The following is a 23,784-nucleotide window of genomic DNA, read 5'->3' on the forward strand; positions in this document are numbered from 1 at the left end:
GTTCAGTTGAAGGAAGGCGTCGAGATGATCATGCCCGGCGACAACGCCGAGCTGAACGTCGAACTGATCACCCCGATCGCCATGGACCAGGGCCTGCGCTTCGCCATCCGTGAAGGCGGTCGCACCGTCGGCGCCGGCGTCGTCGCCAAGATCCTCGAGTAGTCAACACGACGGTCCGAACGGACTAAGTTGAATGAGGCCCTCCGGTGAAAGCCGGGGGCCTTTTTCTTCTTTCGTCATCCTCCGGCAAGGCGCGCAGCGCCGCAGACCGGGGGACCCAGCGGCGCGCGAGAGCGCGAACCTGTCGCGGACACCTGCGGCCGAGACCCTGCCTGAACAGATCGCCTTCGGCGCCGCTGGGTCCCCCGGTCTCCGCTTCGCTTCGCCGGAGGATTACGAAGGAAAGCGGAACACCCCGTTGCCCCCCGGCGTTGGCGAACAAGTGTTTCCTCAAGGAGCCCTCGATGAAAACGATCTGGACCCTGGCCGCCGTGTCGGCCGTGACGATGTTGACCGGCGCCTGCGCCACCACAGGCAACTACGCCTCTGCCTGCGAGCGGGACTATCAAGATAACAGGCGATATGCGACCGCCAGCGGCGCGGCTCTGGGCGCTCTGGCCGGGGCGGCCATCGCGGGCGAGCAGGACCGGGAGCGGGGCGCGGCGATCGGGGCGCTGGCCGGCGGTCTGCTCGCCAACCAGCTGTCGGAGCGGGACGATCCCTGCGGCTACGGCTTCGGAGGCTATAATCGAGACGGCCGCTATGGCTATGATCGCGTGCCGAGGCGTGGGAGCTACGGCTACTACTGAGGCCGCCTGACTGAATGACGAGATCCGGGTTCTGGCAGGCGGCGATCGCCGTGATGGCGCTCGCCCTGGGCGGCTGTGTGGTCACACACCCGGGAGGGGTCGATCAGGTGCGGTTCGCGTCGGACAGATCGTTCGTCCAGGCGCGGACGGAGGCGGGGGTGGTGCGCGGCGTCGAGGGGGCGGGGGTCCGGGCCTTCCTTGGCGTGCCCTACGCAAAGGCGCCGGTCGGCGATCTGCGCTGGCGAGCACCGCGACCGCCGGAGCCGTGGGACGGGGTCAGGGATGCGACGCGGCTGGGGTCCGACTGCGTTCAGGCCCTGGGGAGGAAGGCCATCCTCGGCGGCGGCGGCGGGCTGGTCGTCGGTTCCGAGGACTGTCTGTTCGTGAATGTGTACGGGCCCGTCCCGGATCAGGTCCGGGATGACAATCATTCAAGGCCGCTGCCGGTGATGGTCTGGCTGCACGGGGGGGCCTTCACGATCGGATCGGGGGCCAACTACGATCCGTCGCGGCTGGCGGCCGAACAGGAACGGGTCGTGGTCACGGTCAACTTCCGGCTGGGCGCGCTCGGCTGGCTGGCGCATCCCGGCTTCGATGCCGATGGCGAAGGCGGCGCCCGGAATCTGGGGGGCAACTGGGGCCTGATGGATCAGCAGGCGGCACTGCGTTGGGTGCATGAGAACATCGGGGCGTTCGGCGGCGATCCGGGCGACGTGACCCTGTTCGCCGAGAGTTCGGGGGCATGGAGCGCCTGTTATCTGATGGCCTCGCCAGGGTCGGAGGGGCTGTTCCACCGGGTCATCCTGCAGAGCGGGCCGTGCCTGGAGCCACAGTCGCTGAACGCCGCCAAGGACCAGGCGCCGGGTGGGCCGCCGTTCGCGGAGGCCCTTGGCTGCACGGAGCAGGGACAGGTGGCCTGCCTGAGAGCGCTGCCCGCCTGGCGGCTCGCGCGGGCGCCCTCGTTGCGATCCGGGATCAATGGACCGGGCTCGTGGGGTCCAGTGCATACGGACGCGACCGTGCCGATCAGTCCGCCAGACGCCTTCGCCAGCGGCCGGTTCACCCGGGTCCCGGTGATCGTGGGCACGAACACCGACGAGGGCCGGCTGTTTGCCGTCGAGGTCAAGGACATGGACCGCTATCAGAAGGAGACGGTCTGGCTGTACGGCTCCGACGGGGAGAGGGCGCTGGAGCGGTACCCGGTGGGTGCGGACGGTCCGGCGGTCGCCATCGCTCAAAGCTTCACCGACAGCCGGTTCTCGTGCCCGGCCGAGGCCTTGAGGCGGCTGCTGGCGCGGCATGTCCCGGTGCATGGGTATGAGTTCGCCGATGCCGAGGCGCCGTTCCTGCTGCCCGACTGGATCAGCGGCCTCGACATGGGGGCCTATCACGCCTCGGAACTGGCCTATGTGTTCGGGACGAGCTGGCTGTTCGCCGACACGGGCCGATGGACATCGGAGCAGCGGGCGTTGTCGGACAGGATGATGCGGCAGTGGGCCGGGTTCGGGCACGATCCGGCCTTCGAGCAGGACTGGCCACGCGTCAACGACGGCGGTGGACCGATCGTGGTCTTCCATCCCGAAGGCGATCGCGTCGACGCCAGCTTCCACGACCGGCATCACTGCGGCTTCTGGGGCGGGACGGCGCTGGGCGCGGTCGAGCCTAGCTGAAGATCACCTCGACGCCCGGCTTGACCGCGGCGGCCAGTTGTTCGGCGCTCCAGTTGGTCAGGCGGACGCAGCCGCTGGAGGCGGTCTTGGCGATCTGCGACGGCTCGGGCGTGCCGTGGATGCCATAGGTGTCGCGGGACAGTTCGATCCAGACCGAGCCGACCGGATTGTTGGGACCGGCGGGGACCACCAGCTTGCGGTCGCCCCGGTCATAGCTGACCCGCTCCGGGTCGTAGGTGTAGTCCGGCTCGTTGGCGACGCCGACGACAGTGAGCCGCCCGGACGGAGCGGGTCTGGCGCTGGAGCCGATGGTGGCGGGGTAGAAGGCCAGCAGGGTTCCGTCGGCGCCATAGGCCCGCAGAGCGCTGTCGCCCTTGTCGACCACGATACGGGTGACGGCGGGCAGGGCTTGGTCCGGGACGGCGGGGACGATGAGGATCGCGCCCACCTGTTCGAAATTGGCGTCCGGGTTGAGGGCCGACAGCAGGGCCTCTGTGACGTGGAATTTCTCGGCGAGACCCTCGAAGGCGCTGGCGTAGTTCAGAGCGGGCAAGGCCGCCTGGTCCTCCAGCGACGTGGGCACGGGACGGAACGGCCCGGCGACGTCGGCGGCGGTGATGGCGTATCGCGTCATGACGGTTGCGGAAGCCTGCGTCAGTCTGGCGAAGACCTGGGCGTCCAGCTCGCCGTCGGAGGGCAGGCCGTTGGCCTGCTCGAAGGCGGCGATGGCCTGGCGCGTGTTCTCGCCGCCGAGGCCGTCAATGGCGCCGGGCGAGAAGCGGGCGCGGTCGAGGAGGATCTGGGCGCGGATGACCTCAGGGCGGGGCGGGGTGGACGTAGCGGGGCCGGACGGGTCGGCGCCGGGCGCGGTGGCTTGCGGCGACGGCGTCGCGGGGGCGGCGGGAACCGAAGACGACGCCTGCCAGACGGCCGTTTCGATGGTCTGGGCGGAAAGGGGACCGGTCGCGCCGGCAGCCGTAGGCGCGGTCGGCGCTGCTGTGGCCGGGCTCTCCGGCTCGGGCGCACCGCACGCGGCCAGGGACACGGAGGCGAGGAGGGCGACGGCGAAGGAACGACGGATCATGAATCAACTCTCGGGCGGACTGGAGTTGGCCAACCCGCAGGCCTGTTTACCGTTCCGCACAACCGGCGGGGGCGGGGGCTTGCGTGCAACCTCGAACCAAGGCCTACGTTCGGTTCGGACGTTAGGAATTTGGTAACCATATGCGACGCGCACTTCGGATCGGCCTGTTCATCGGCACCCTGATCGGTGTCTCCGCGTGCGCGACTGTCGAGGGGGGCCAGTCGGGCGCCTATGGCTCGATCGAGGCCGGCCGAACCCGTTGATCTCTCCGTTGAAGGAAATCGTGGCGAAACCGGTCCAATTCCGCTAAGCTGAAACAGCGGACGCCGACTGTCGCGCCGCGCCGGTTCTTCCCCCCCTAGATGTTACTTATCGCCATTGTCGTCGTTCTGCTCCTTGTGGTGCTCAACGGCCTATTCGCCATGACTGAGCTGGCGGTCGTCTCATCCCGCCGATCCAAGCTGCAAAGCCGCGCCGAACGCGGGGACCGGGGCGCCCGGGCCGCGCTGAAGCTGTCCGAAAACCCAACCCATTTCCTGTCGGCAGTCCAGGTCGGCATCACCCTGATCGGCATCCTGGCAGGCGCCTTCGGTCAGGCGGCGATTGCGGGCGAGCTGAACCTGATCCTGGAAACGACCTTTCCGGCGTTGGCGGCGTCTACCGAGATCTTCTCCACCCTGCTGGTGGTCATCTGCATCACCTACGTCTCGCTGATCGTCGGCGAGCTGGTGCCCAAGCGGCTGGCGCTGATCTTCCCGGAGACGATCGCGGCCAAGATGGCCGCGCCGATCTCGACCGTGGCCATCGTCTTGCACCCGTTCGTGGTGCTGCTGACCGCCTCGACCTCGGGCATTCTCAAGATCATGGGGGTCAAGGACCGAGACGGCTCCGACGTCACCCAGGAAGAGGTTGAGACCATGATCGCCGAGGGCACCTCGGCCGGTCTGATCGAGCCCGAAGAACAGACGATGATCGAGGAGATCCTGACGCTGGGCGATCGCCCGATCCGCGTGGCCATGACGCCGCGTCATGACGTGTTCTGGGTCGCCCTTGACGACACCGAAAAGGAGCTGCGCGAGGAGGTTCGCAAATGCCCCTATTCCCGCATCGTCGTGGCGCGCGAGAACGACGTCGATAATCCGTTGGGCGTTGTCCACAAGAAGGACCTGCTGGACAGCCTTCTGACCAACGGCGAGTTCAACATCGAGAAGCACGTCCAGACCCCGGCCTTCATCCCGCAATCGACCTCGGTGCTGAAGGCGCTGGAGATCATGAAGTCGTCCAAGGTCCACATGGCCTTCATCGTCGACGAGTACGGCGCCTTCGAGGGCGTGGTGACGGCGACGGACCTGCTGGAAATGATCGCAGGCGACTTCGATGAAGGTCACGATGACCAGGAGGCCTGGATTCACCAGCGCGAGGACGGCACCTGGCTGGTGGACGGCCAGACCGACCTGGAGGAGTTGGCCGACGTGCTGGGCGAGGATTTCGGCGACCAGGACGGATTCCACACCGTGGCCGGCCTTGTGCTGCATCATCTCTCGCGCGTGCCGGACGAGGGCGAGACGCTTCAACTCGGCCGGTTCGAGGTCGAGGTCATCGAGATGGACGACCGCCGCATCGACAAGCTGATGTTCAAACAGGTCGTGAAGCGGCAAGACGAGGCCGACGCGGTCGCCGCCCACCTGGATCACTAGAATCCTCCCCATTGGGGGAGGGGGACCACGAAGTGGTGGAGGAGGCTGGCTCCAGACACCGAATTTGCGGCTGGCCCCTCCGTCACGGCGCAAGCGCGCCGCCTCACCGCCCCCAATGGGGGAGGATTAGCCTTGAAATGCCCCGCCGCGTCAGGCATAGCCCCCGGTCTGGCGAGCAGACGCGCCGTTGGGTTCTCCCACGGCGCGCTTCTGTATTGTCTAGGAGCTTAGCTCAGCTGGTAGAGCACCGGTCTCCAAAACCGGGGGTCGTGGGTTCGAATCCCCCAGCTCCTGCCACTTCCCCCTGTTCCCGCAGACTGGGCATCCCCATCTGCGGGGACAGGATCAAGCGTTTACGAAGAGACCCCGAGAGCCCATGGCCAAGTCCAAGTTTCCCGGCGGACGCCGCACCGGCAACCCTGCCGCCGGCGCCAAGCCGCAGATGGCCGGCGCTTCGGCCTCCGCCTCGACGGTCACCGTCGATGCGCCCGTGGCCAAGCCGCGCACCTCGCCGGCCCAGTTCGCCAGCCAGGTCCGCGCCGAAGCCCGCAAGATCGTGTGGCCCAGCCGCAAGGAGACCTGGATCACCTCGGTGATGGTCTTCATCATGGTGCTGCTGGCGGCGGCCTTCTTCTGGATCGTGGATACGGGCCTGGGCTTCGCCTCGCGCTACATCCTCGCCCTCGGCCAATAAAGAAAAAGAAGGAGACGCGCCCATGACGGATGCAGCGCCCGAAACCAAGCCGGCCTCGAACCCGCGCCACAAGTGGTACATCGTCCACGCCTATTCGAACTTCGAGAAGAAGGTCGCCCAGCACATCCGCGACCAGGCCAAGCAGCGCGGCCTCGTGGAGTGTTTCTCCGAAATTCTGGTGCCGACCGAGGACGTCGTCGAGATCCGCCGGGGCCGCAAGGTCAACTCCGAGCGCAAATTCTTCCCCGGCTATGTGCTGGTGAAGATGGAACTGACCGACGACGCCTATCACCTGGTCAAGGACACGCCGAAGGTCACGGGCTTCCTGGGCGCCGCGGGCGGCACCAAGCCCCTGCCGGTCTCTGAACGTGAGGTCCAGGCCATCATCGGTCAGGTGGAGGAGGGCGTCGAACGACCCAAGCCCACGATCCGTTTCGACATCGGCGAGACCGTCAAGGTCATCGACGGCCCGTTCGCCAGCTTCGACGGTCAGGTGGAGAGCGTCGACGAGGACGCCGCCCGCCTGCGCGTCGCCGTGTCGATCTTCGGCCGGCCGACGCCGGTGGATCTGGAATACAGCCAGGTCGAGAAGAACGCGGCGTAAGCGCACGAATTCTCCCTCCCCTCGGGGGAGGGCAGGTCGCCTTGGCGACCGGGTGGGGGCGGTTCGGCGACGGGCCGCCTTTTCGCTGTGCGGTCTCTGGATCGCTCGGTCGCCCCCACCCGGCTTCGCTTCGCTCAGCCACCCTCCCCCGCAAGGGGAGGGAGACGGGTGCATTGCCTCCTTCACCCGCCTCTGCTACACGCGCGCCTCCTTCGCCCAAGGGCAAAGGATAAATCCGTGGGAGGCAGCCATGCCCGACCACGGCTCACCGGCCCCGATTAGCTTCGGGGTCATTCACAGGAGAGACCAATGGCCAAGAAGATTCTGGGCTATATCAAGCTGCAGGTGCCGGCCGGTTCGGCCACGCCTTCCCCCCCGATCGGGCCCGCTCTGGGTCAACGCGGCGTGAACATCATGGGCTTCGTCAAGGAGTTCAACGCGCGCACCGAGAAGGAAGTCAAAGGCACGCCCCTGCCGACCGTGATCACGGTCTATCAGGACAAGAGCTTCACCTTCGTCACCAAGACCCCGCCGGCCACCCACTACATCAAGCAGGCCGTGGGCATCACCTCGGGCTCCAAGCTGACGGGCCGCGAGACGGTCGGTTCGATCACCCGCACCCAGCTGCGCGAGATCGCCGAGAAGAAGATGAAGGACCTCAACGCCAACGATCTGGATGCCGCCGCGCGCATCATCGAAGGTTCCGCCAAGGCCATCGGCCTCAACATCGTGGAGCGCTGAACATGAGCAACCAAGCCAAGCGCATCAAGGCGTGGACCGTCGACCGTGAAGCCCTGATGCCGTTCTCGGACGCCATCAAGACCGTCAAGGAACACGCCACCGCCAAGTTCGACGAGTCGATCGAGATCGCCGTTAACCTGGGCGTTGATCCCCGTCACGCCGACCAGCAGGTCCGTGGCGTTGTGAACCTGCCGTCCGGCACGGGCCGCGACGTTCGCGTGGCCGTGTTCGCCAAGGACGCCAAGGCCGATGAGGCCCGCGCCGCTGGAGCCGAACACGTCGGCGCCGAGGATCTGTACGAGAAGATCAACGGCGGCTTCATGGACTTCGACCGCGTCATCGCGTCCCCGGACATGATGGCCTTGGTCGGTCGTCTGGGTAAGGTGCTGGGCCCGCGCGGCCTGATGCCGAACCCCAAGGTCGGCACCGTGACCCCGAACGTCGCCCAGGCCGTCAAGGACGCCAAGGGCGGCGCGGTCGAGTTCCGCGTCGAGAAGGCCGGTATCGCCCATGGCGGCATCGGCAAGGCCTCCTTCACCCAGGAAGCCCTCGAAGCCAACGTGAAGGCCTATGTGGACGCGCTGCAACGCGCCAAGCCGGCCGGCGCCAAGGGCACCTACGTCAAGCGCATCACCCTGTCCTCGACCATGGGTCCGGGCGTGAAGATCGATCCGGCCTCGCTGACGGCCTGATCAGGGACTATCGGGGCACGGGCGGCGATCTTCGGATCGTCGCCCGTTGCCTTTTCGAGCGGGGTTCGCTAAGAGCGCCGCTTCCCGGGATGGGTTCTGCCTTTCCCGGTCCTGTCCGAGAACTTCGGGGTCTGGGGGTCACCCAGGCCATAAATGTCAGAGAGCCCTCTGACGCCGTGGGGAGATAGCGACGCAGACGACGCACGGTCGGCCCGGTTTCCGGGACGGAACCCCGTCAGAGCATCCTTTCGGACATCGCTACCGGTCAGAACGCAATGCGGCGACGCATTGGGCTTTGGCCTCTCGCCGTCGGGAATAAGCCCGGCGTCGAACCTCAAGACTGGAGACCGCAATGGACCGCGCACAAAAGGCCGAGTCGATCGAAACGCTGAAAGGCGTTTTCAGCGACGCCGGCGCCGTGGTCGTGACCCACAACCTGGGTCTGACCGTTGCGGAAATGGAAGACCTGCGGGGCCGTCTGCGCACCGCGGGCGGAGCGTTCAAGGTGGTCAAGAACCGCCTGGCGCTGAAGGCTCTCGAAGCCGCTGAAGGTTCCGACCATCACGCCCTGTTCAAGGGTCCGGTGGCCATCGCCTACGCACCCGACGCCGTGACCGCCGCCAAGGTCACTGCCGAATACGCCAAGGGCAACGACAAGTTCGTCGTCCTGGGCGGCTTCATGGGGGACAAGATTCTGGACGCGAAGGGCGTGGAGATTCTCTCCAAACTGCCATCGCTGGATCAGATCCGCGCTTCGTTCCTGGGCCTGCTCAACACGCCTGCGACCCGTATCGCCGGCGTCGTTCAAGCCCCCGCCGCCCAACTGGCCCGCGTGTTCAACGCGTACGCCACCAAGGACGCCGCGTAAGCGAACCCTCTTCCATCTCTGCAAACCTCTACTGAACCCCATCCTCCGAAGGAAAATTGACCATGACCGACCTGTCCAAGATCGTCGACGACCTGTCCAAGCTGACCGTCCTCGAAGCCGCTGAACTGTCCAAGCTGCTTGAAGAAAAGTGGGGCGTCTCCGCTGCTGCTCCGGTCGCCGTCGCCGCTGCCGGCGGCGCTGCCGCTGCTCCGGCTGAAGCCGCCGAAGAGCAGACCGAGTTCACCGTCATGCTGCTGGACGGCGGCGACAAGAAGATCAACGTGATCAAGGAAGTCCGTGGCGTGCGTTCGGACCTGGGTCTGAAGGAAGCCAAGGACCTGGTCGAAGGCGCTCCGCTGCCCGTCGTCGAGAACGTCTCCAAGCAAGTCGCCGACGAAGTCGCCAAGAAGCTGACGGAAGCCGGCGCCAAGGTGCAGATCAAGTAAGAAGACTGTCGCGACTTTCGGGTCGAGAGGATCTTTGGAAGGCCCGGCGGGAAACCGCCGGGCCTTTTCTGCGTTCCGGCACTACCAGCATCAGACCTGGTCCATTCTCATTGACCGCCGGAGCCGACCGCCATGAACATCCTGATGGTGCTGACCTCGCACGACCAGCTCGGCGACACCGGCAAGAAGACCGGCTTCTGGCTCGAGGAGTTCGCGGCGCCCTACTATGCGCTGAAGGACGCCGGTGCCGAGATCGTGCTGGCCTCGCCCAAGGGCGGCCAGCCGCCACTGGATCCCAAGAGCGACGAACCCGACGCCCAGAGCGAGGACACTCACCGGTTCAAGGCTGATCCGGCCGCGCAGGCGGCCTTGGCGACCACGGTTGAACTGGCGTCGGTGAAGGCCGAGGATTTCGATGCCGTCTTCTATCCGGGCGGGCACGGGCCGATGTGGGATCTGGCGAATGACAGGGACTCCATCGCCCTGATCGAGTCCTTCGCCAAGGCTGATAAGCCGACTGGATTCGTCTGCCACGCGCCGGGCGTTCTGAAGTCCGCCAACGGGCCGGACGGCAAGCCGCTGGTCGATGGGCGCCGGGTGACCGGCTTTACCAACACCGAGGAAGAGGCTGTGGGCCTGACCGGGATTGTCCCGTTCCTCATCGAAAACGTCCTGATCGCCAACGGCGGCGACTACTCCAAAGGGCCGGACTGGGGCTCCTATGTGGTGGTCGACGGCAAGCTGGTGACCGGACAGAATCCCGGCTCGTCGCGGGAAGCCGCCGAGGCCATGCTGGGCCTGCTGAAGGTATCGTAGACCCGATCCCTCCCCATCGGCTCCTGCGGATGGGGAGGGAAAGTCAGGTCACCGCCCCCGCGCGGTCATGATGTCGCCGATGCGGTCGCGCGTGCCTTCGATCCGCTCCAGACGCGGGTAGCGGAGGCCGCCCGTGTAGACGAGGTCGATCGTGCGGATGCGCTGGCCGTTTTTCAGGATCAGGCGGATGGGGGCCTCGCTGGTCTTGGCGGCGGTGACAGCCTCGCGCAGGACCTCGGGCGTGGCGACGCGGTCGCCGACGGCGATCAGGTCCCAACCGGCGCCGATGCCGGCCTCGAACGCCGGGCCCCCCCACTGGATGGCGGAGAGACGCTGGGTCGGGCCCGCCAGGCTGAAGCCGAGCGAATAGCGGAAGTCCGAGCCCCAGTTGGAGGACATGGCCTTCTCGTCGGCGTTGGGCTCCTCGACATAGATCAGGCGATAGCCGCCCCGCTCCAGACCCTCCAGCGGCGCGACGGCATCGGGACCGGCGGCGTCGAGGCGGGTGCGCAGGAAGGTGGCCCAGTCATGGGGCTGGACCGCGTTCAGGGCCGCTACGACGTCGGCGAAGGTGTAGCCGCGCGGGGTCCACGACCCATCCGTGCCCTCCGGCGAGAAGAAGGTGCGGGCGAAGTCGTCGAGCGACTTGCGGTCGCGGCTCAGCTCGCGGATCAGGGTGTCGGCGTCCAGCCAGATCAGGGCGGCTTCGTCATAGTAGTCGCCGGTGCCGCGCATCCATGACGGCCACTGGCCGGGGATGCGATAGCCCAGAAGGTTGTGGTTGTTGGTGTCCTGCAGGTTTCGCCATTCGCGGCCGGGCTGGTTCTCGTAGAAGGCGGCGCGATCGGCCAGGCCGATCAGGGCCTGGGCCCTGGTGTGGAGACCGGCACGGGCCGACAGGACGTCGCCCCAGTATTCGGTCTGTCCCTCATAGACCCACAGCAGGCTGTTCTCGGTCGGGACGTTGTAGTTTGCGGTCAGCTCGTCGGCCGGCCGCATGAACTTGCCGTTCCAGGAGTGGGTGTATTCGTGCGGCAGCAGGGCGCGGTTGCCCGCCGAGGCGCCCCAGCTGGTGAAGAAGTTCGGACCGGCGGTGTTCTCGGAGCTGCGATGGTGCTCCAGGCCGATACCGCCCAGCTGGTCGGTCAGGGCCAGCAGGAACTCGTATTTGTCGAAATGGCGCGCGCCGAACAGGCGGTCGGCCTGGGTCACCATGTCGGTATAGATCTGGATCTGTTCGTCGGTGGGGGCCAGGTTGGCGGCGGTGTCGGCGACGATGTTCAGGTGGACGTCCTCGCCGTCAGCGTCGATGTCGATGCGGCGATAGTGCTGACCCGCGAACATCGGGCTGTCGACCAGGGTGTAGAGATCGACGGGGGCGAAGGTGGCGACGCCGTTCTCGAACGAGGTGGTCTCCAGCGCCACGCCGTAGTTCCAGCCCTCGGGCAGCTTGATGCTGGGGGCGAAGGTGATCCCGGTCGAGCGATAGCCGGCCGGGTAGAGCAGGGCCTTTTCCCACTCCATGTTGACGATCGACGGGGTCATGACCACGCGCCAGTTGGCGTTGTCAGCCTGGGTCAGCCACTGGAACTCGGTGACGATCTCGGTCGCGCCCTCGGGCACGTCGATGTGGAAGGCGTAGGGATCGACGGCGTCGCGGCGCCATTCGACGCGCTGGCCATTGGCGGTGATGGTCAGGCCGGCGAACAGCTGGATCGGACCGGAGTCGGCATGGTTGCCCGGCAGGTATTTCGGATAGAGCAGGGTCAGGCTGCGGCTGGCGACGGGGATGGTCTGGCGCACGGAGATGACGCGGTGGTCCAGGTCGGTGGCGTCGACCTCGTAGCGGATGACGCCGGGATAGGTTTCCTGCGTCGGGGCCGGGATTAGGGGGCTGTCGGGGAAGCCGCCGATGTCGGGGGTGGTCGGTCCCGCCGTCTGGGCCGCTCCGGGCGAGGCGCTCGCGATGAGAAGGGCGGCGAGGCAGGCGGAGACGGCGAGACGCGACATGGGCTGATCCGGGACTGACGGCGGGGAAGCCGCAGATCACGCCGGGGGCGATCTCAGGTCAAGGGTTGCCCGACTTTATACCTCTCTGTGAAGCAGGGAGCCGTCGCCGTAGGAATAGAAGCGATAGCCGTCGGCCACGGCGTGGGCGTAGGCGGCCTTCATGGTCTCGAGGCCCGCGAAGGCGCTCACCAGCATGAACAGGGTCGACTTCGGCAGGTGGAAATTGGTCATCAGGACGTCGGCGGCGCGGAAGCGGTAGCCCGGCGTGATGAAGATGGCCGTGTCGCCGTGGAAGGGCCGGATCACGCCCTCCGGCGTCGTCGCGGATTCGAGCAGACGCAGCGAGGTGGTGCCGACGCAGACGATGCGACCGCCGGCGGCATGGACGGCGTTGAGGGCGTCGGCGGTCCCGGGGGACACCTCACCCCACTCCGAGTGCATCCTGTGGTCGGCCGTGTCGTCCGCCTTGACCGGCAGGAAGGTGCCAGCCCCGACGTGCAGGGTGACGGCGTGGGTCGTGACGCCCTTCGCGCGAATGGCGTCGAGCAGGGCGGGGGTGAAATGCAGGCCCGCCGTGGGGGCGGCGACGGAGCCGTCGTGCGCGGCAAAGACCGTCTGGTAGTCCGAACGGTCGCGGTCGTCCTCGGGCCGTTTGGCGGCGATATAGGGCGGCAGCGGCATGACGCCGACCTCGCGGATGGCCTCGTCCAGTGCGGGGCCGGCAAGGTCGAATTTGAGGGCGACGAGGCCGTCTTCCTGCTTGCCGGTGACAGTGGCGTCGAGACGACCGAGGGCGCAGGCGGCGTCGCCGTGAGCCCCGAACCGCACCCGGTCGCCGGGCTTGATCCGCTTGCCCGGCTTCATGAAGGCGGACCAGGCGTCGGGGGCGTCGCGGTGGTGCAGGGTGGCCTCGACCTCGACGGTCAGGGTCTCGCCTTCCGGGCCCCCGATCACAGGGTTGGGGCGCTGGCGCACGCCGGAGAGGCGGGCGGAAATGACGCGGGTGTCGTTGAAGACCAGGGCGTCGCCGGGACGCAGGAAGTCGGGCAGGTCGGAGACGAGGTGGTCGGCCAGCACGCCGTCCTTCACCACCAGCAGGCGCGCGGAATCGCGTGGCTCGGCGGGGCGCAGGGCGATGCGGTCCTCGGGCAGGTCGAAGTCGAAGTCGGCGGTTTTCATGGTCGGCGCGAATGGCCACGGAGGCGAGGCGGGGTCAAGTGCGGGGGCGACCTTGTGTCCGGGCGACCCGAGCCGTTGGCCCGGTCATAGTGAGAGGATGAAAATCCGGATTCTGCTCGCCGCCTCCGTCCTGGCCCTGACCGTCGCCGCCTGCGACACGTCCGCCCTGCAGGACCTTCAGGACACGGCCGCCAAGGCCGAGGCGACACTTGAGACCGTCAACACCCGCACCGCCCAGGTGCAACAGGCCATCGACAATCCCGGCGGCGCCCTGCTGGCGGCCGTCGGGGCGACCTTCTCGAAGACGGCGACCGATCAGCCGGGCGTCTATGTGCTGACGGACCTGCAGACCGGGTGTCAGTTCCTGGGCACCTATGGGCCCGACGGGACCACGGTCAGCTCCATCGCGCCGCGTGTGGAAGCCGCGCCGGGCGGCGGCACGCAGCAGCGCTGCGTCGCCATTCCGGGCGTCGCACGGCCGGATGCCGCCGAGGCTGAAGCCGAGGGCTGACAGACGGGCGCTTGCTGCCAGAGCCTGATCGTTTGAGACGGACGCGCTTCGCGCTTCTGTCGAAAGCGTGAATCAGGCTCTCGCTCATATCTGGAGCAGGGTCCACGGCATCAGCGGAATCGCGAAGCGATTCCTCCTCAGCCGATCCTGCTCTAGGCTGGATCAGATTGGGGACCTCGCCTTGGCCGTCACACTGGACTGGAAGACCGGCTTCGAGATCGAGCTGATGGCCCCGCCGGGCCTGTCGCGGCGCGATCTGGCGGAGGCAACGGCGACGCGGGTCGGCGGGACGGTCGAGCGTTTCTTCCACCCCCAGTCCGAGCCCAGTGCGGTCGAGGGACGGCCGGTGTTCGAGAACCTGACGCCGGGGTTCCGGGTGCGGGACGGGCAGGGCGTCTGGGTCGCGTCCTTCGTCGACGACCTGACCCTGCAACGCGATCTGGACCGGGAACGGGCGCCGTTGGCCGGGTGGCGGCGGATCGTGGCGGACGATGGGCGGCTGTTGCGGCTGGTCGAGCGGCACTGCGATCCGGAAGAGCAAGGCGAGGGGACACTGGAACCGCTGGCCGCCCTGTTCGGCACAGCGGCCCAGCGCCATGAGGCCGGGATGGTGCGGGTGGTCGATGAGCGCGGCCGGTCGGTCGCCATCGACGCCCCCCTGCCCGGCGAGCGGCAGCGTCCCTGCGAGATCGTGACCGCGGCGATCGAGAGGGATCATGAGGCGGTGCTGGAGGGGTGTCTGGCCGATGCGCGCCGGTTGGGGTTCACCGTTCCGTCCGAGGCCGCGACCCATGTCCATTTCGACGGCGGGCCGCTGTGTTCGGCGTCGGCGATGGCCGGGCTGGTCGAGGTCTGGACCCGTCACGGCGAGGCGCTGAAGCGGCTGGTCGGAGTCAATCCACGCTGCGTGCGACTGGGCGACTGGCCGGCGGCGCTGGCCCGGTCGACCGGGAGCGAGGCGTTCCGGGCCATGGACTGGACGCAGGCGAAGGCGGCGTTGGGCGGGGTGGGGTTGAGCAAATACTGCGACCTGAACCTGACCAACCTTCTGACCGGGCGGCCGGAGAAACACACGGTCGAGGTGCGGGTGCTGCCCGCGCAGCTCGAGACGGCATCGCTGATGGCGGCCGCGGCACTGTTCGAGGGCGTGCTGGGCTGGTGTCGGGACCGCGAGCCCGGCGAGGCGACGCCGGGAACCCTGGTCGATTTGCTGATCCGGTCGCCGGTCGACGAACACGCCAGAGCGCATTGGCTGGACAGGCTTCGTCAGGAAGCGACACCTATCGGCGTGATGCGAAACCCGTGTAGTCAGGGCTGATCTTTTCGGGGACCGACCATGACCAATACGCATCGCGCCCGCCGCCTGTCCGCCGCCCTCCTGATGTCCAGCGCCGTCGCCCTGGTAGTGTTCGGACAGCCGGCGCAGGCCATGCCCCAGCAGCGCGAGTACGACGCCTTCTTCTCGTCGCGCTACAACTACTGCGACGCCAGGCTGGTGGGCGCCCTCTACGGCCAGGACGCTGTCGGCGGCAAGGTCATCATCGGCCAGAAGATTCTCAACGGCATCGGCACGAACGTGCCGGTCGTGCTGCGCGAAAGCCGCAACGACGGCAATGTCTGCGAATGGGAAGACACGGGCCTGTCCTATTCGGACGCCCAGGTGCTGGCGCGCACCTGGGGGTTTTCGGACCCCTATGAGGCCAAGCTGAAGGCCGCCGACCTGTTCACCAACGGCCGCGAACAACAGGTCCGCAACGGTCTGGGCTACTGACCCGACGTTGACGATGGGGGCGTGAGCGGCCAAACCCCCGCCCATGCTGCAGAACCTTGAATCCCTTGCCCGCGAAGCCCGGTCCTGGCCGTTCGAACAGGCCCGCGCCCTGCTCGACCATGTGCTGAAGAAGCGCCTGTCCGACAGCGAGCGGGATGCGGCGAAACGGCTGATCGACGCCGGCAAGGCGGACGAGGCCGTGGCGACGTTCGAGGCGCTGGTGAAGCCCGTGGTGCTGGAGACGGGCTATGGTCCGTCCGGCTTGCCTCACATGGGCACGTTCGGCGAGGTGGCGCGCACGACGATGGTGCGGAACGCGTTCAGGGCGCTGACCGGGGATCATTGGACGACGCGGCTGATCGCGTTCAGCGATGACATGGACGGGCTGCGGAAGGTTCCGGAAGGCGTGCCCAATCCGGAGATGCTGCGCGAGGACCTCAATCTGTCGCTGACGCGGGTGCGCGATCCGTTCGGGACACACGACAGTTTCGGCGCTCACAACAACGCACGTCTGCGGGCCTTCCTCGACGGGTTCGGCTTCGACTACGAGTTCATGTCCTCGACCGAGACCTACAAGAGCGGTCGGTTCGACGAGACTTTGCTGCGGCTGCTGGAGCGGTTCGACGCGGTGCAGGCGATCATGCTGCCGACCCTGGGCCCGGAGCGGCGCGAGACCTATTCGCCCTTCCTGCCGGTCAGCCCGATCACCGGCCATGTGCTGCAGGTGCCGACGCTGGAGCGGAACGTCGAAAAGGGGACTATCGTCTTCGACGACCCGGCGGGCGGGCGCACCGAGCTGCCGGTCACGGGCGGTCATGTGAAGCTGCAGTGGAAGCCGGACTGGGCCATGCGCTGGACCGCGCTGGACGTCGACTACGAGATGTCGGGCAAGGACCTGATCGAAAGCGTGCGCGAGTCGTCCAAGGTCTGTCGCGCCCTGGGCGGGGTTCCGCCGGAGGGGTTCAACTATGAGCTCTTCCTCGACGTCGAAGGCAAGAAGATCTCCAAGTCCAAGGGTAACGGCCTGACCATGGACCAGTGGCTGCGCTACGGCACGCCCGAGAGCCTGTCGTGGTACATGTTCCAGTCGCCGAAATCAGCCAAGTCGTTGCATTTCAACGTGATCCCCCGCGCGATCGACGACTATCTGGGCGCCATCGACCTCTACGGGACGCAGGAGCCGGCCAAGCAGATCGACAACGCCGTGTGGGCGATCCATGCGGGCGCGCCGCCGAAGGTCGCCTCGCCGGTGTCGTTCGCCCTGCTGCTGAACCTCGTCGGCGTGGCCAATGCGTCGTCCAAGGCGCAGCTGTGGGCCTATTTCGCGAAATATCTGCCGGACGCGACGCCGGAAAACGAGCCCGTGCTGGACGGGCTGATGGACCGGGCGCTCAACTACTATGAGGACTTCGTGAAGCCCACGAAGTCGTACCGGCGGCCCGACGACAAGGAAAAGGCGGCGCTGCTGGACCTGGCCGGGCGGCTGAAGGGTCTGCCCGCCGATACGACCGACGGCGAGCTGATCCAGGGCGAGGTCTATGCCGTGGGCAAGGCGCACGCGTTCGAACCCCTGCGGGGCTGGTTTGGTGCGCTGTACGAGGTGCTACTTGGCGCATCGCAGGGGCCGCGCTTCGGCTCGTTCGCGGCGATCTACGGCCTGCCGCAGACGATCCGGCTGATCGAGGCCGGGGGCAATGGGGAACTGGCAGGATAGGTCCTCCCCTTGGGAGGGATTGGATGAACCGAAAATAACGGTGAAGCTCCGGGAGCCTTCATGTGGGGTCAGGCATTCTGCTTCCATCGACCAACCTCGATGAATGGAGAGAGCCATGTCGAAGATCCTCAATACCGGCCTGATGACCGCCGCCGCCCTGGCCGCGCTCGTTTCCGCCGCCCCCATGGCCGCCCAGGCCCAGCAGTCCAACGGCGTGACCAGCTGTGACGCCCCCGGCGGTCGCCAACAGGTCGGCGCCGTGATCGGCGGCGTCCTCGGCGCCCTGGCCGGCAGCCGTATTTCCAGCAACGAGCGGACCCTCGGGGCCGTGGCCGGCGCTGGCGCCGGCGCCGCGGCCGGTTCCTACATCGGCTGCAACCAGCAACGCGCCCGCGCCAACAGCCAGGGCAGCTCCAGCGGCGCCCAGTACCGCGCCTCGTCCAACCTGCGCATCCGCTCGGGTCCGGGCATCAGCTATCGCCAAGCCGGCTCTCTGTCGGCGGGCCAGCCCTTCACGGCCGTCGGGTCGCAGGGTGAGTGGGTGCAGATCGCCGGTGGCGGCTGGGTGAACGCGAACTACGTCCAGCCTTACTGAGGGCTGACGCGCCAACAGCGTGAATGAAGTGAGGGCCGTCCCGAAAGGGGCGGCCCTTTCTTTCGTCATCCTCCGGCAAGACGCGCAGCGCCGCAGGCGATCTGTTCAGGGCCAACCGTGCCCGCGACGGGGTCACGCTCGCCCACGTCCTGGTTCGCCGGTCGCCCGGCGGCGGAGGATGACGAAAGAGGCGTGATCTACTGACTGACCCAGAGGATCCGTGCGATCCAGTCGATCTCCGTGCGTGGGATGACGCGGGGTTCGTAGGCAGGGTTGATCGAGGCCAGGGTGACCGATCTGGCCGTCAGCGAGGTGACCTCCTTGGCCATGGTCTCGCCGGTCGTGGTGCGCACCACGACCCGGTCGCCCTTGCGGACATCGGTTCGATCCCGGTCGACCAGAACCCGGTCGCCCTGGCGATAAAGCGGGGCCATGGAGTCGCCGGAGATCTGCAGGCTGAACAGCGACGGGCGGGGCAGGGGCAGGTCGGTCTGGTCCCACCCTTCGCCGATCGGCAGGCCTGCGTCGTCGAAGAACCCGTCCGCCCCCGCCTGGGCCATGCCGAGCAGGGGAATGGTCGGCGCGCGCCGATCATCGCCCTCGGCGAGTTCGGCGAACTCCGCCAGCGACATCCCGACGACGTCCAGAACCTTGGTCAGGCTCTCGGTCGAAGGCCAGCGAGGGCGGCTCGGCTGGCCCGGCCCGAAGCGTTTGGAGGGGTTGAAGGAGGTCGCGTCCAGGCCCGCGCGCCGGGCGAGGGCGGAGACGGAGATGCCCGCGCGTTGCGCGAGCATGTCGAGCGTGGCCCAGAGTCGGGCATGGGAAAGGGGCATGGAGTCCGCCGTATGATTCGGCGGACAGGATAGCTAGGAATATCGACCTATTCCAGCCCTCTAATCCGTCCCCGCCGCGCGGCGCTCCTGCCAGGCCCAGAAGGTACCCAGCGCGATGGCGATGAGGATGCCGTAACCGGCCAGATTCACGATCGTGTAGAAGGACATGATCCCTGTGCGCATGTCGAACAGGATCACCAGGTGGCTCATGACGATGATGAGTTGCAGCGAGGCCGCCCAGATCGGCCAGTTGCGATGGAACTTCCATGCGAGCCCACCAAGAACGAGCAGCATGACGACATCCAAGGCGAACATCCCCGGCTGCCAGTTGGAGTACAAGCCCTGGTCGTCCTGGAGCAGCAGCCCGGCCATCCAGCCCAGCAGATAGGCCCCCATGGCCAGTCGCTCGGGCTCATCGCCCTTGGTGAATGCGAAGATGCCGACCAGCACCATCGGCAGCAGGCCGATCTGGGAATAAAGGGTGTCTAACATTGAGTCGCCCCCGCGTCGAAGGACGCGGGGGTGATCATGCTTCAAGTCTGGCTAGGCGAAAACCGGAGTCCTCGACATTAATCCGAATTCACGCGACGCGGACGGGCCGGATGGTGCGCAGCTGTTGCTCGACCAGCGGCGGAGGCGGCGGTACGCCTTGGCCCCAGTCGTCGCTGTCCGGCTTGTCCATCGGGCCGACGTTGTAGACGCCATAGCCCATGCGACGGTGATCCTTGGCGAGTTCGGCGTGGCAGGCCACGACGGCGTCGCGAGCAGCGGACAGGGCTGCGATGGCCTCGATGGCCTTGGCTTGCGACACGGCGCCGGCGACCGGCGAAGCCTTGAGCAGGGTCCGGGCGCCGATCATGGACTGAACGAGCGTGGTGGCCGAGGTAATCGCGGCGTCAACCGCGCATTCCGTAGCGTAGAGATCTCCAGCAATGCTGGCGACGACTTCAGTCCGATCCATGTTAGCCCCTTCCAAAAAGTTATAATGGTAAAGGTAGCGTTAACACGCTTGGGGCGAGATTGGTAGGAGTTCCTTAACCATCTGTGAGGGCGGTCGCGATCAGGCGCCTCAGGCCGAAGATCATGCCGGGACCTGTGCGCGTCGGATCTGCAGGGCTTCTCAATTATGAATCGTGTTCGTCCATCGAGAAGTGCGCTGTCAGGCTGGCGATCGGCTGGGCCGGGTCTTCCTGCCAGGCCTCGGCCAGAACATGGGCCACGCGGCGGCCGGCGCGGGAGATGCGGGCGCGGGCATGGACATCCCTGGGTTTTCCCGACCGGAGATAGGCGGTCGTCACCGTGATCGGCCGGGGCAGGCGCAGTCGCGGCCAGACCAGGGCGACCTGGGCCACTGCGGTCAGTTCCAGCAGGGCCGCGGTAGACCCCCCGTGCAGGGCGGGAAGCATCGGATTGCCGACCAGATGATCCGCGAACGGCATGGTCACGGTCAGGACGTCGCCTTCCTGCTCGCTGCGCAGGCCCAGGAACCGGGCGTAGGGGATGGTGTCGAGCAGCAAGGTCATGCGCGCTCCTCCCGCGGCTTAAGATTGGCGCCGGCGCCGCGTCCTCCGTCGGAGGAGATGACATAGGTGGCCTGGGCCGCCGCCACCGGGTCGGCGGGATCATCCTCGAACGCCCAGGCCCGGACGAAGCCGATGGTTCGGGTGGCGCGATAGCAGCGCGCCTCGGACAGCAGGTCGACGCGCGGCCGGGCGGGCCGCATGTAATCGATGCGCAGGTCCAGGGTCGCAATGGGCTCGTAGCGCCCCAGTTTGGTCCAGACGGCGAGGCCGCCGACGTGGTCGAGCATGGCGGTGACCAGGCCGCCGGCGAACACATCGGTCTGCGGATCCCCGACCAGATCGGGCCGCCAAGGGGTGCGCAGCCGCACCCGGTCTCCGTTCACGCCCTCGTAGACGAAGCCCAGGGCGTGGGTGTGGGCGGCGCCCGAGGCCAGCTGCGGCATCAGGGTGGTCAGGAACGTATCGCTCATGAGATCGTCCTTATCGGGCGGGCGCCTATTCGCAAGTCCCGACGCAGCCCCATATCCCGACCATGATCCGTCCCGAAGACCTGTTGAGGCCCACACCGGCCGGCCTGTATTGCCCGCCGGGAGATTTCTACATCGATCCGGTCCGTCCGGTGGACAGGGCGGTGGTGACCCATGGCCACTCCGACCACGCGCGGTCGGGGCACGGCGCGGTGCTGGCGACGGACCAGACCCTGGCCATCATGGCGGAACGCTATGGCGAGGATTTCACCGGGCGACGTCAGGCCGTGGCCTATGGCGAGACGGCCTCGCACAGCGGTGTCGAGGTGAAGCTGGTCCCGGCGGGCCATGTGCTGGGCTCGGCCCAGGCAGTGGTGACCTATCAGGGTCTGACCATGGTGGTGTCTGGCGACTACAAGCGCCGTCGCGATCCGACCTGCGCGCCGTTCGAGCCGGTCCCGTGCCATGTCTTCATCTCCGAGGCGACGTTCGGCCTGCCGGTCTTCACCCATCCGCCTGACGCCGAAGAGATCGGGCGGCTGGTCCAGTCCCTGGGCCAGTTCCCGGAGCGGGCGCATCTGGTCGGGGCCTATGCGCTCGGCAAGGCGCAGAGGGTGATCAAGCTGCTGCGTGAGGCGGGGTGGGAGCGACCCATCTATGTCCACGGCGCGCTGGAGCGGCTGAACCGGCTGTACGAACGCGAAGGCGTCGACCTGGGGCCGATCCTGCCGGCGACCGGGCTCAAGGCGGGGGCGCTGGGCGGGGAGGTGGCCATCGCCCCGCCGTCGGCCATCCAGGATCGCTGGTCGCGCCGGTTCGCCGATCCAGTGACGGCCTTCGCCTCGGGCTGGATGCTGGTCAAGGCGCGGGCGCGGCAGCGCGGCGTGGAGCTGCCGCTGGTGATCTCGGACCATGCCGACTGGCCGGAGCTGATCGCGACCTTCGAGGAGATCAGGCCAGAGGAAATCTGGATCACCCACGGGCGAGAGGAAGGACTGCTGCGCTGGGCCGAGATCAACGGGATGAAGGCGCGGGCGCTGCGGCTGGTGGGCTATGACGAGGAAGACGAGGAGCTTCTGGCGGAGCAGGTCTGAAGCGTTTCATTCGTAGGCTCAGCCGACAAGCACCGGCCGTGGATTGCCGCAGGTCGCGCCGTGGACCCGGACATCCGCCTCGCCGAACTTCAGGCCGAGGATGTCGAGGATCGGATTGATCGCGGCGTCCAGCACGGGGCCGAGCGGGGTCAGAAGGACACTGAGGGCCTGAACCAGCCCGCCCAGTCCGAGGCCAAGACCGGTGATTTGCACGTCCGCCTGCATGTGCCGCAGCAGGCTGACGACGACACCGTTGACGAGACCGCGCGCCTGAACCGACCGCAGCTTCTGAGAGGTGATGTCTGCGTCCGAGAACCGGACCTTGGTGAAGGTCTGATCGGCGGCCTCGATCTCGGCCTTGGCGGTGACGCTCACCATGCCCAGAACGGACAGGACGGTCGCCGGCGTGACGGTCAGCGGCTGTTTGAAATCGCGCAGCCTGCTCTCGTCGATGACGCCAATGCTGGCCTTGGCCAGACCGGGCCGGACCCCAACGGTCACCGACCTGTCGGGTGCGCAGCTGATCGCGTCGAGCCGCGCTTCGGACGCCGCCAGTTCGATCAAAATGGGCAGGTTGACCTGCGCCAGGCCGGACAACTTCTGGGCTGTCCGGGCCTTCACATACAGACGCGCCTGGGCGGTTCGAATGATCGGGCCATTCGTGTCGCTGACTGTCAGCCACGGTGATTTATTGGGTCGCTCACCGATGGCCAGCGACACGGCGAGCGAGGACAGGCCGGGCTGAACGCCGAGGTTCAGCGCGACCTGACGATCTCCCGCCCCGACCTCGATCATCGCCGTCGCCAGATCCAGCGCGGACACCGTCGCCTCGAGGCCGCTGGCCAATCCGTCTTTCGCATCCGCATCGATGCCGATCAGGTCCCCGAGACGCAGTTGCACGCCGGTGGCGGCCGTTGAGAGTTTCGACAGGGCGCTGTCACCCTCAGTCCCGGCAAGACGCTCCAGCACTTTCAAGGCCCGTCCGGCATCGACGGTGCGGGTGAGCAAACTGTCGTAGTCGCCGGCTGTAACGCCGAGTTCGGTCGCCAGAGCGTCGCTGAAGGTCAACAGGTTCACCTTCGCATCGGCGAGCGCGCGATAGTCCATCACGCTTAAAGACACTGAACTTCCGGTCAGCCCGCTCAGGACCTGATTGGCAATGCCGCCATCCAGGCTGGCCATCCGCGACCCGAGCGAGAACATGGCTCGGGGTTGCTGCTCCACTACGGCGATGGCGAAGCGGGTGAGCATCATGGATCGTTTGCCGGTTATGATCGCGCCGAAATAGACCGGCGTCGCCCGTCGCAAGGTCACACGGACCGCGTTCGCGCCGACCGTGCCAGGTGTGAAACGCGCACCCGGCGCCAGCGCCGCATCGGCGACATAGATGCCCAGTTCGATGCCGGTCTCCACCGCAACGCCCGGCTCATTCGCGGCAGCGTTGACCTCCGCAAGAGCCAGTGCGTTGTCGAGGTCGGCGGCGGCCACCATGGCCGCGACATCGGCAGCCCCTTGAAGTCTCCGCGCGTCGAGCATGAAGGACCCCCCGTCAATCGCCAAAGCTGCCGACAGGCATACGAGCGTAATCAAAAGCCCGCTCATCATCCCCACGGACCCGCCGTCGTCGCCTGGAGTTCTGCGAGTCACGGCCGTCCCGAGACGACTGTGGCGGTTCGTTCGATGACTGCCGGGGGGGAGGGAACAAGCTGGCTCAGAGCCCGGATTGGATGATCGATAGTGTCGAACTGAATGACCACCCGGGTCTCTGTCTCCGAAACATCGACACGCTGGACCATATGCGCGCCGTCAAGGCCAGCGGACGACTTGTTTGCGTCCAGGTAGGCTATCGCAAGGCTGCGTCGTTCGGCGACGTCCACCCCGCCGATGGAGGCTTTTGCCGCTTCAGTGGCCAGGGCCTGGACCGAGTGGGCCAGCGAGAACCAGCTGCCGTAGACGAGTATGCCGT

27 protein-coding genes, 1 tRNA gene and 1 pseudogene are annotated in these 23,784 nt (G+C 67.1%); 19 read left to right on the forward strand and 10 right to left on the reverse strand.

Features of this window, described 5'->3' with window-relative positions; all coding sequences use genetic code 11:
• The 3 genes and pseudogenes from tuf to ACP7AU_RS15765 form a co-directional block, all read left to right on the forward strand.
• Positions 1 to 162, forward strand: a pseudogene (tuf, locus tag ACP7AU_RS15755) (elongation factor Tu); the annotation flags it as partial.
• A 302-nt stretch (positions 163 to 464) separates the two neighbouring features.
• Positions 465 to 809 carry a glycine zipper 2TM domain-containing protein gene (locus ACP7AU_RS15760; RefSeq protein WP_426039592.1) on the forward strand — a complete coding sequence of 115 codons (345 nt, stop codon included), beginning with the start codon at positions 465 to 467 and terminating at the stop codon, positions 807 to 809.
• A gap of 14 nt (positions 810 to 823) precedes the next feature.
• Positions 824 to 2,479 (forward strand): carboxylesterase/lipase family protein, encoded by a 1,656-nt coding sequence (locus tag ACP7AU_RS15765; RefSeq protein WP_426052009.1) that lies wholly within the window; start codon positions 824 to 826, stop codon positions 2,477 to 2,479.
• Here the strand turns inward: ACP7AU_RS15765 and ACP7AU_RS15770 are convergent.
• Positions 2,472 to 3,563 (reverse strand): L,D-transpeptidase family protein, encoded by a 1,092-nt coding sequence (locus ACP7AU_RS15770; RefSeq protein ID WP_426052010.1) that lies wholly within the window; start codon positions 3,561 to 3,563, stop codon positions 2,472 to 2,474. The two genes, ACP7AU_RS15765 and ACP7AU_RS15770, sit on opposite strands and share 8 nt — an antisense overlap.
• Before the next feature lie 140 nt (positions 3,564 to 3,703).
• Between ACP7AU_RS15770 and ACP7AU_RS15775 the strand changes: the two genes are divergently transcribed.
• The 10 genes from ACP7AU_RS15775 to ACP7AU_RS15820 all read left to right on the forward strand — a co-directional run bounded on the left by ACP7AU_RS15775 (position 3,704) and on the right by ACP7AU_RS15820 (position 10,121).
• Entirely contained in the window at positions 3,704 to 3,826 is a 123-nt protein-coding gene (locus tag ACP7AU_RS15775) for a hypothetical protein (protein ID WP_271083693.1), read from the forward strand.
• Between the two features lie 99 nt (positions 3,827 to 3,925).
• Positions 3,926 to 5,260, forward strand: coding sequence for a hemolysin family protein (locus tag ACP7AU_RS15780; protein ID WP_426052011.1), 1,335 nt, complete (start codon positions 3,926 to 3,928; stop codon positions 5,258 to 5,260).
• A 221-nt stretch (positions 5,261 to 5,481) separates the two neighbouring features.
• Positions 5,482 to 5,557, forward strand: a tRNA-Trp gene (locus ACP7AU_RS15785).
• A gap of 79 nt (positions 5,558 to 5,636) precedes the next feature.
• A complete protein-coding gene (gene secE / locus ACP7AU_RS15790) occupies positions 5,637 to 5,954 on the forward strand; it encodes a preprotein translocase subunit SecE (RefSeq protein ID WP_303697021.1) in 318 nt (105 codons plus the stop codon).
• 22 nt (positions 5,955 to 5,976) lie between these two features.
• Positions 5,977 to 6,558 carry a transcription termination/antitermination protein NusG gene (gene nusG / locus ACP7AU_RS15795; protein ID WP_425989468.1) on the forward strand — a complete coding sequence of 194 codons (582 nt, stop codon included), beginning with the start codon at positions 5,977 to 5,979 and terminating at the stop codon, positions 6,556 to 6,558.
• A gap of 309 nt (positions 6,559 to 6,867) precedes the next feature.
• On the forward strand, positions 6,868 to 7,299 hold the full coding sequence (gene rplK, locus ACP7AU_RS15800) for a 50S ribosomal protein L11 (RefSeq protein ID WP_298163331.1): 432 nt from the start codon (positions 6,868 to 6,870) through the stop codon (positions 7,297 to 7,299).
• Between the two features lie 2 nt (positions 7,300 to 7,301).
• On the forward strand, positions 7,302 to 7,991 hold the full coding sequence (gene rplA, locus ACP7AU_RS15805) for a 50S ribosomal protein L1 (protein WP_303697020.1): 690 nt from the start codon (positions 7,302 to 7,304) through the stop codon (positions 7,989 to 7,991).
• Between the two features lie 352 nt (positions 7,992 to 8,343).
• On the forward strand, positions 8,344 to 8,859 hold the full coding sequence (gene rplJ, locus ACP7AU_RS15810; protein ID WP_303697019.1) for a 50S ribosomal protein L10: 516 nt from the start codon (positions 8,344 to 8,346) through the stop codon (positions 8,857 to 8,859).
• A gap of 62 nt (positions 8,860 to 8,921) precedes the next feature.
• Positions 8,922 to 9,305 carry a 50S ribosomal protein L7/L12 gene (gene rplL / locus ACP7AU_RS15815; RefSeq protein WP_425989473.1) on the forward strand — a complete coding sequence of 128 codons (384 nt, stop codon included), beginning with the start codon at positions 8,922 to 8,924 and terminating at the stop codon, positions 9,303 to 9,305.
• 132 nt (positions 9,306 to 9,437) lie between these two features.
• Positions 9,438 to 10,121, forward strand: a complete 684-nt coding sequence (locus ACP7AU_RS15820) for a type 1 glutamine amidotransferase domain-containing protein (RefSeq protein WP_426052012.1) — start codon at positions 9,438 to 9,440, stop codon at positions 10,119 to 10,121.
• 48 nt (positions 10,122 to 10,169) lie between these two features.
• Here ACP7AU_RS15820 and ACP7AU_RS15825 read toward each other — a convergent pair whose 3' ends face one another.
• On the reverse strand, positions 10,170 to 12,131 hold the full coding sequence (locus ACP7AU_RS15825) for a M61 family metallopeptidase (protein ID WP_426052013.1): 1,962 nt from the start codon (positions 12,129 to 12,131) through the stop codon (positions 10,170 to 10,172).
• 75 nt (positions 12,132 to 12,206) lie between these two features.
• A complete protein-coding gene (gene queA, locus ACP7AU_RS15830; protein ID WP_426052014.1) occupies positions 12,207 to 13,310 on the reverse strand; it encodes a tRNA preQ1(34) S-adenosylmethionine ribosyltransferase-isomerase QueA in 1,104 nt (367 codons plus the stop codon).
• A gap of 97 nt (positions 13,311 to 13,407) precedes the next feature.
• Between queA and ACP7AU_RS15835 the strand changes: the two genes are divergently transcribed.
• The 5 genes from ACP7AU_RS15835 (at position 13,408) to ACP7AU_RS15855 (ending at position 17,901) form a co-directional block, all read left to right on the forward strand.
• Entirely contained in the window at positions 13,408 to 13,821 is a 414-nt protein-coding gene (locus tag ACP7AU_RS15835) for a hypothetical protein (RefSeq protein WP_426052015.1), read from the forward strand.
• Positions 13,822 to 14,002: 181 nt separating this feature from the next.
• The gene (locus ACP7AU_RS15840; RefSeq protein ID WP_426052016.1) at positions 14,003 to 15,139 is read left to right on the forward strand and encodes an amidoligase family protein; all 1,137 of its coding nucleotides are present in this window, start codon (positions 14,003 to 14,005) and stop codon (positions 15,137 to 15,139) included.
• Positions 15,140 to 15,157: 18 nt separating this feature from the next.
• The gene (locus ACP7AU_RS15845; protein ID WP_426039601.1) at positions 15,158 to 15,592 is read left to right on the forward strand and encodes a hypothetical protein; all 435 of its coding nucleotides are present in this window, start codon (positions 15,158 to 15,160) and stop codon (positions 15,590 to 15,592) included.
• A gap of 43 nt (positions 15,593 to 15,635) precedes the next feature.
• Positions 15,636 to 17,306 carry a lysine--tRNA ligase gene (locus ACP7AU_RS15850; protein WP_426052017.1) on the forward strand — a complete coding sequence of 557 codons (1,671 nt, stop codon included), beginning with the start codon at positions 15,636 to 15,638 and terminating at the stop codon, positions 17,304 to 17,306.
• A gap of 115 nt (positions 17,307 to 17,421) precedes the next feature.
• Positions 17,422 to 17,901, forward strand: a complete 480-nt coding sequence (locus ACP7AU_RS15855) for an SH3 domain-containing protein (protein ID WP_426052018.1) — start codon at positions 17,422 to 17,424, stop codon at positions 17,899 to 17,901.
• Between the two features lie 197 nt (positions 17,902 to 18,098).
• Here ACP7AU_RS15855 and ACP7AU_RS15860 read toward each other — a convergent pair whose 3' ends face one another.
• The 5 genes from ACP7AU_RS15860 to ACP7AU_RS15880 all read right to left on the reverse strand — a co-directional run bounded on the left by ACP7AU_RS15860 (position 18,099) and on the right by ACP7AU_RS15880 (position 20,727).
• Positions 18,099 to 18,734, reverse strand: coding sequence for a S24 family peptidase (locus tag ACP7AU_RS15860; RefSeq protein WP_426052019.1), 636 nt, complete (start codon positions 18,732 to 18,734; stop codon positions 18,099 to 18,101).
• 60 nt (positions 18,735 to 18,794) lie between these two features.
• Positions 18,795 to 19,226, reverse strand: coding sequence for a hypothetical protein (locus tag ACP7AU_RS15865; protein ID WP_426052020.1), 432 nt, complete (start codon positions 19,224 to 19,226; stop codon positions 18,795 to 18,797).
• Positions 19,227 to 19,314: 88 nt separating this feature from the next.
• Positions 19,315 to 19,695, reverse strand: a complete 381-nt coding sequence (locus ACP7AU_RS15870) for a hypothetical protein (RefSeq protein WP_426052021.1) — start codon at positions 19,693 to 19,695, stop codon at positions 19,315 to 19,317.
• Between the two features lie 163 nt (positions 19,696 to 19,858).
• The gene (locus ACP7AU_RS15875; protein WP_426039607.1) at positions 19,859 to 20,257 is read right to left on the reverse strand and encodes a PaaI family thioesterase; all 399 of its coding nucleotides are present in this window, start codon (positions 20,255 to 20,257) and stop codon (positions 19,859 to 19,861) included.
• The gene (locus ACP7AU_RS15880) at positions 20,254 to 20,727 is read right to left on the reverse strand and encodes a PaaI family thioesterase (protein ID WP_426042556.1); all 474 of its coding nucleotides are present in this window, start codon (positions 20,725 to 20,727) and stop codon (positions 20,254 to 20,256) included. Before ACP7AU_RS15880 ends, ACP7AU_RS15875 begins: the two co-directional genes overlap by 4 nt.
• Positions 20,728 to 20,789: 62 nt before the next feature.
• Between ACP7AU_RS15880 and ACP7AU_RS15885 the strand changes: the two genes are divergently transcribed.
• The gene (locus tag ACP7AU_RS15885; RefSeq protein WP_426039609.1) at positions 20,790 to 21,818 is read left to right on the forward strand and encodes a ligase-associated DNA damage response exonuclease; all 1,029 of its coding nucleotides are present in this window, start codon (positions 20,790 to 20,792) and stop codon (positions 21,816 to 21,818) included.
• A gap of 18 nt (positions 21,819 to 21,836) precedes the next feature.
• On the opposite strand, the gene ACP7AU_RS15890 is transcribed toward ACP7AU_RS15885, so the two are convergent.
• Positions 21,837 to 23,354 (reverse strand): TadG family pilus assembly protein, encoded by a 1,518-nt coding sequence (locus ACP7AU_RS15890; protein ID WP_426052022.1) that lies wholly within the window; start codon positions 23,352 to 23,354, stop codon positions 21,837 to 21,839.
• 107 nt (positions 23,355 to 23,461) lie between these two features.
• Positions 23,462 to 23,784 (reverse strand): TadE/TadG family type IV pilus assembly protein (locus ACP7AU_RS15895; RefSeq protein ID WP_426052023.1); only part of this gene is annotated, 323 nt, incomplete at its 5' end.

The organism is Brevundimonas sp. SL161, from assembly GCF_049896985.1.
GTDB lineage: Bacteria > Pseudomonadota > Alphaproteobacteria > Caulobacterales > Caulobacteraceae > Brevundimonas.

Coding starts and splice junctions, on each gene's coding strand:
- rplK (WP_298163331.1), top strand. CDS start 6,868: ATGGCCAAGAAGATTCTGGGCTATATCAAGCTGCAGGTGCCGGCCGGT.
- ACP7AU_RS15760 (WP_426039592.1), top strand. CDS start 465: ATGAAAACGATCTGGACCCTGGCCGCCGTGTCGGCCGTGACGATGTTG.
- nusG (WP_425989468.1), top strand. CDS start 5,977: ATGACGGATGCAGCGCCCGAAACCAAGCCGGCCTCGAACCCGCGCCAC.
- ACP7AU_RS15775 (WP_271083693.1), top strand. CDS start 3,704: ATGCGACGCGCACTTCGGATCGGCCTGTTCATCGGCACCCTGATCGGT.
- ACP7AU_RS15880 (WP_426042556.1), bottom strand. CDS start 20,727: ATGAGCGATACGTTCCTGACCACCCTGATGCCGCAGCTGGCCTCGGGC.
- rplA (WP_303697020.1), top strand. CDS start 7,302: ATGAGCAACCAAGCCAAGCGCATCAAGGCGTGGACCGTCGACCGTGAA.
- ACP7AU_RS15820 (WP_426052012.1), top strand. CDS start 9,438: ATGAACATCCTGATGGTGCTGACCTCGCACGACCAGCTCGGCGACACC.
- ACP7AU_RS15885 (WP_426039609.1), top strand. CDS start 20,790: ATGATCCGTCCCGAAGACCTGTTGAGGCCCACACCGGCCGGCCTGTAT.
- secE (WP_303697021.1), top strand. CDS start 5,637: ATGGCCAAGTCCAAGTTTCCCGGCGGACGCCGCACCGGCAACCCTGCC.
- rplL (WP_425989473.1), top strand. CDS start 8,922: ATGACCGACCTGTCCAAGATCGTCGACGACCTGTCCAAGCTGACCGTC.
- ACP7AU_RS15825 (WP_426052013.1), bottom strand. CDS start 12,131: ATGTCGCGTCTCGCCGTCTCCGCCTGCCTCGCCGCCCTTCTCATCGCG.
- queA (WP_426052014.1), bottom strand. CDS start 13,310: ATGAAAACCGCCGACTTCGACTTCGACCTGCCCGAGGACCGCATCGCC.
- ACP7AU_RS15890 (WP_426052022.1), bottom strand. CDS start 23,354: ATGCTCGACGCGCGGAGACTTCAAGGGGCTGCCGATGTCGCGGCCATG.
- ACP7AU_RS15835 (WP_426052015.1), top strand. CDS start 13,408: ATGAAAATCCGGATTCTGCTCGCCGCCTCCGTCCTGGCCCTGACCGTC.
- ACP7AU_RS15870 (WP_426052021.1), bottom strand. CDS start 19,695: ATGGATCGGACTGAAGTCGTCGCCAGCATTGCTGGAGATCTCTACGCT.
- ACP7AU_RS15875 (WP_426039607.1), bottom strand. CDS start 20,257: ATGACCTTGCTGCTCGACACCATCCCCTACGCCCGGTTCCTGGGCCTG.
- ACP7AU_RS15765 (WP_426052009.1), top strand. CDS start 824: ATGACGAGATCCGGGTTCTGGCAGGCGGCGATCGCCGTGATGGCGCTC.
- rplJ (WP_303697019.1), top strand. CDS start 8,344: ATGGACCGCGCACAAAAGGCCGAGTCGATCGAAACGCTGAAAGGCGTT.
- ACP7AU_RS15780 (WP_426052011.1), top strand. CDS start 3,926: ATGTTACTTATCGCCATTGTCGTCGTTCTGCTCCTTGTGGTGCTCAAC.
- ACP7AU_RS15855 (WP_426052018.1), top strand. CDS start 17,422: ATGTCGAAGATCCTCAATACCGGCCTGATGACCGCCGCCGCCCTGGCC.
- ACP7AU_RS15860 (WP_426052019.1), bottom strand. CDS start 18,734: ATGCCCCTTTCCCATGCCCGACTCTGGGCCACGCTCGACATGCTCGCG.
- ACP7AU_RS15845 (WP_426039601.1), top strand. CDS start 15,158: ATGACCAATACGCATCGCGCCCGCCGCCTGTCCGCCGCCCTCCTGATG.
- ACP7AU_RS15850 (WP_426052017.1), top strand. CDS start 15,636: ATGCTGCAGAACCTTGAATCCCTTGCCCGCGAAGCCCGGTCCTGGCCG.
- ACP7AU_RS15770 (WP_426052010.1), bottom strand. CDS start 3,563: ATGATCCGTCGTTCCTTCGCCGTCGCCCTCCTCGCCTCCGTGTCCCTG.
- ACP7AU_RS15865 (WP_426052020.1), bottom strand. CDS start 19,226: ATGTTAGACACCCTTTATTCCCAGATCGGCCTGCTGCCGATGGTGCTG.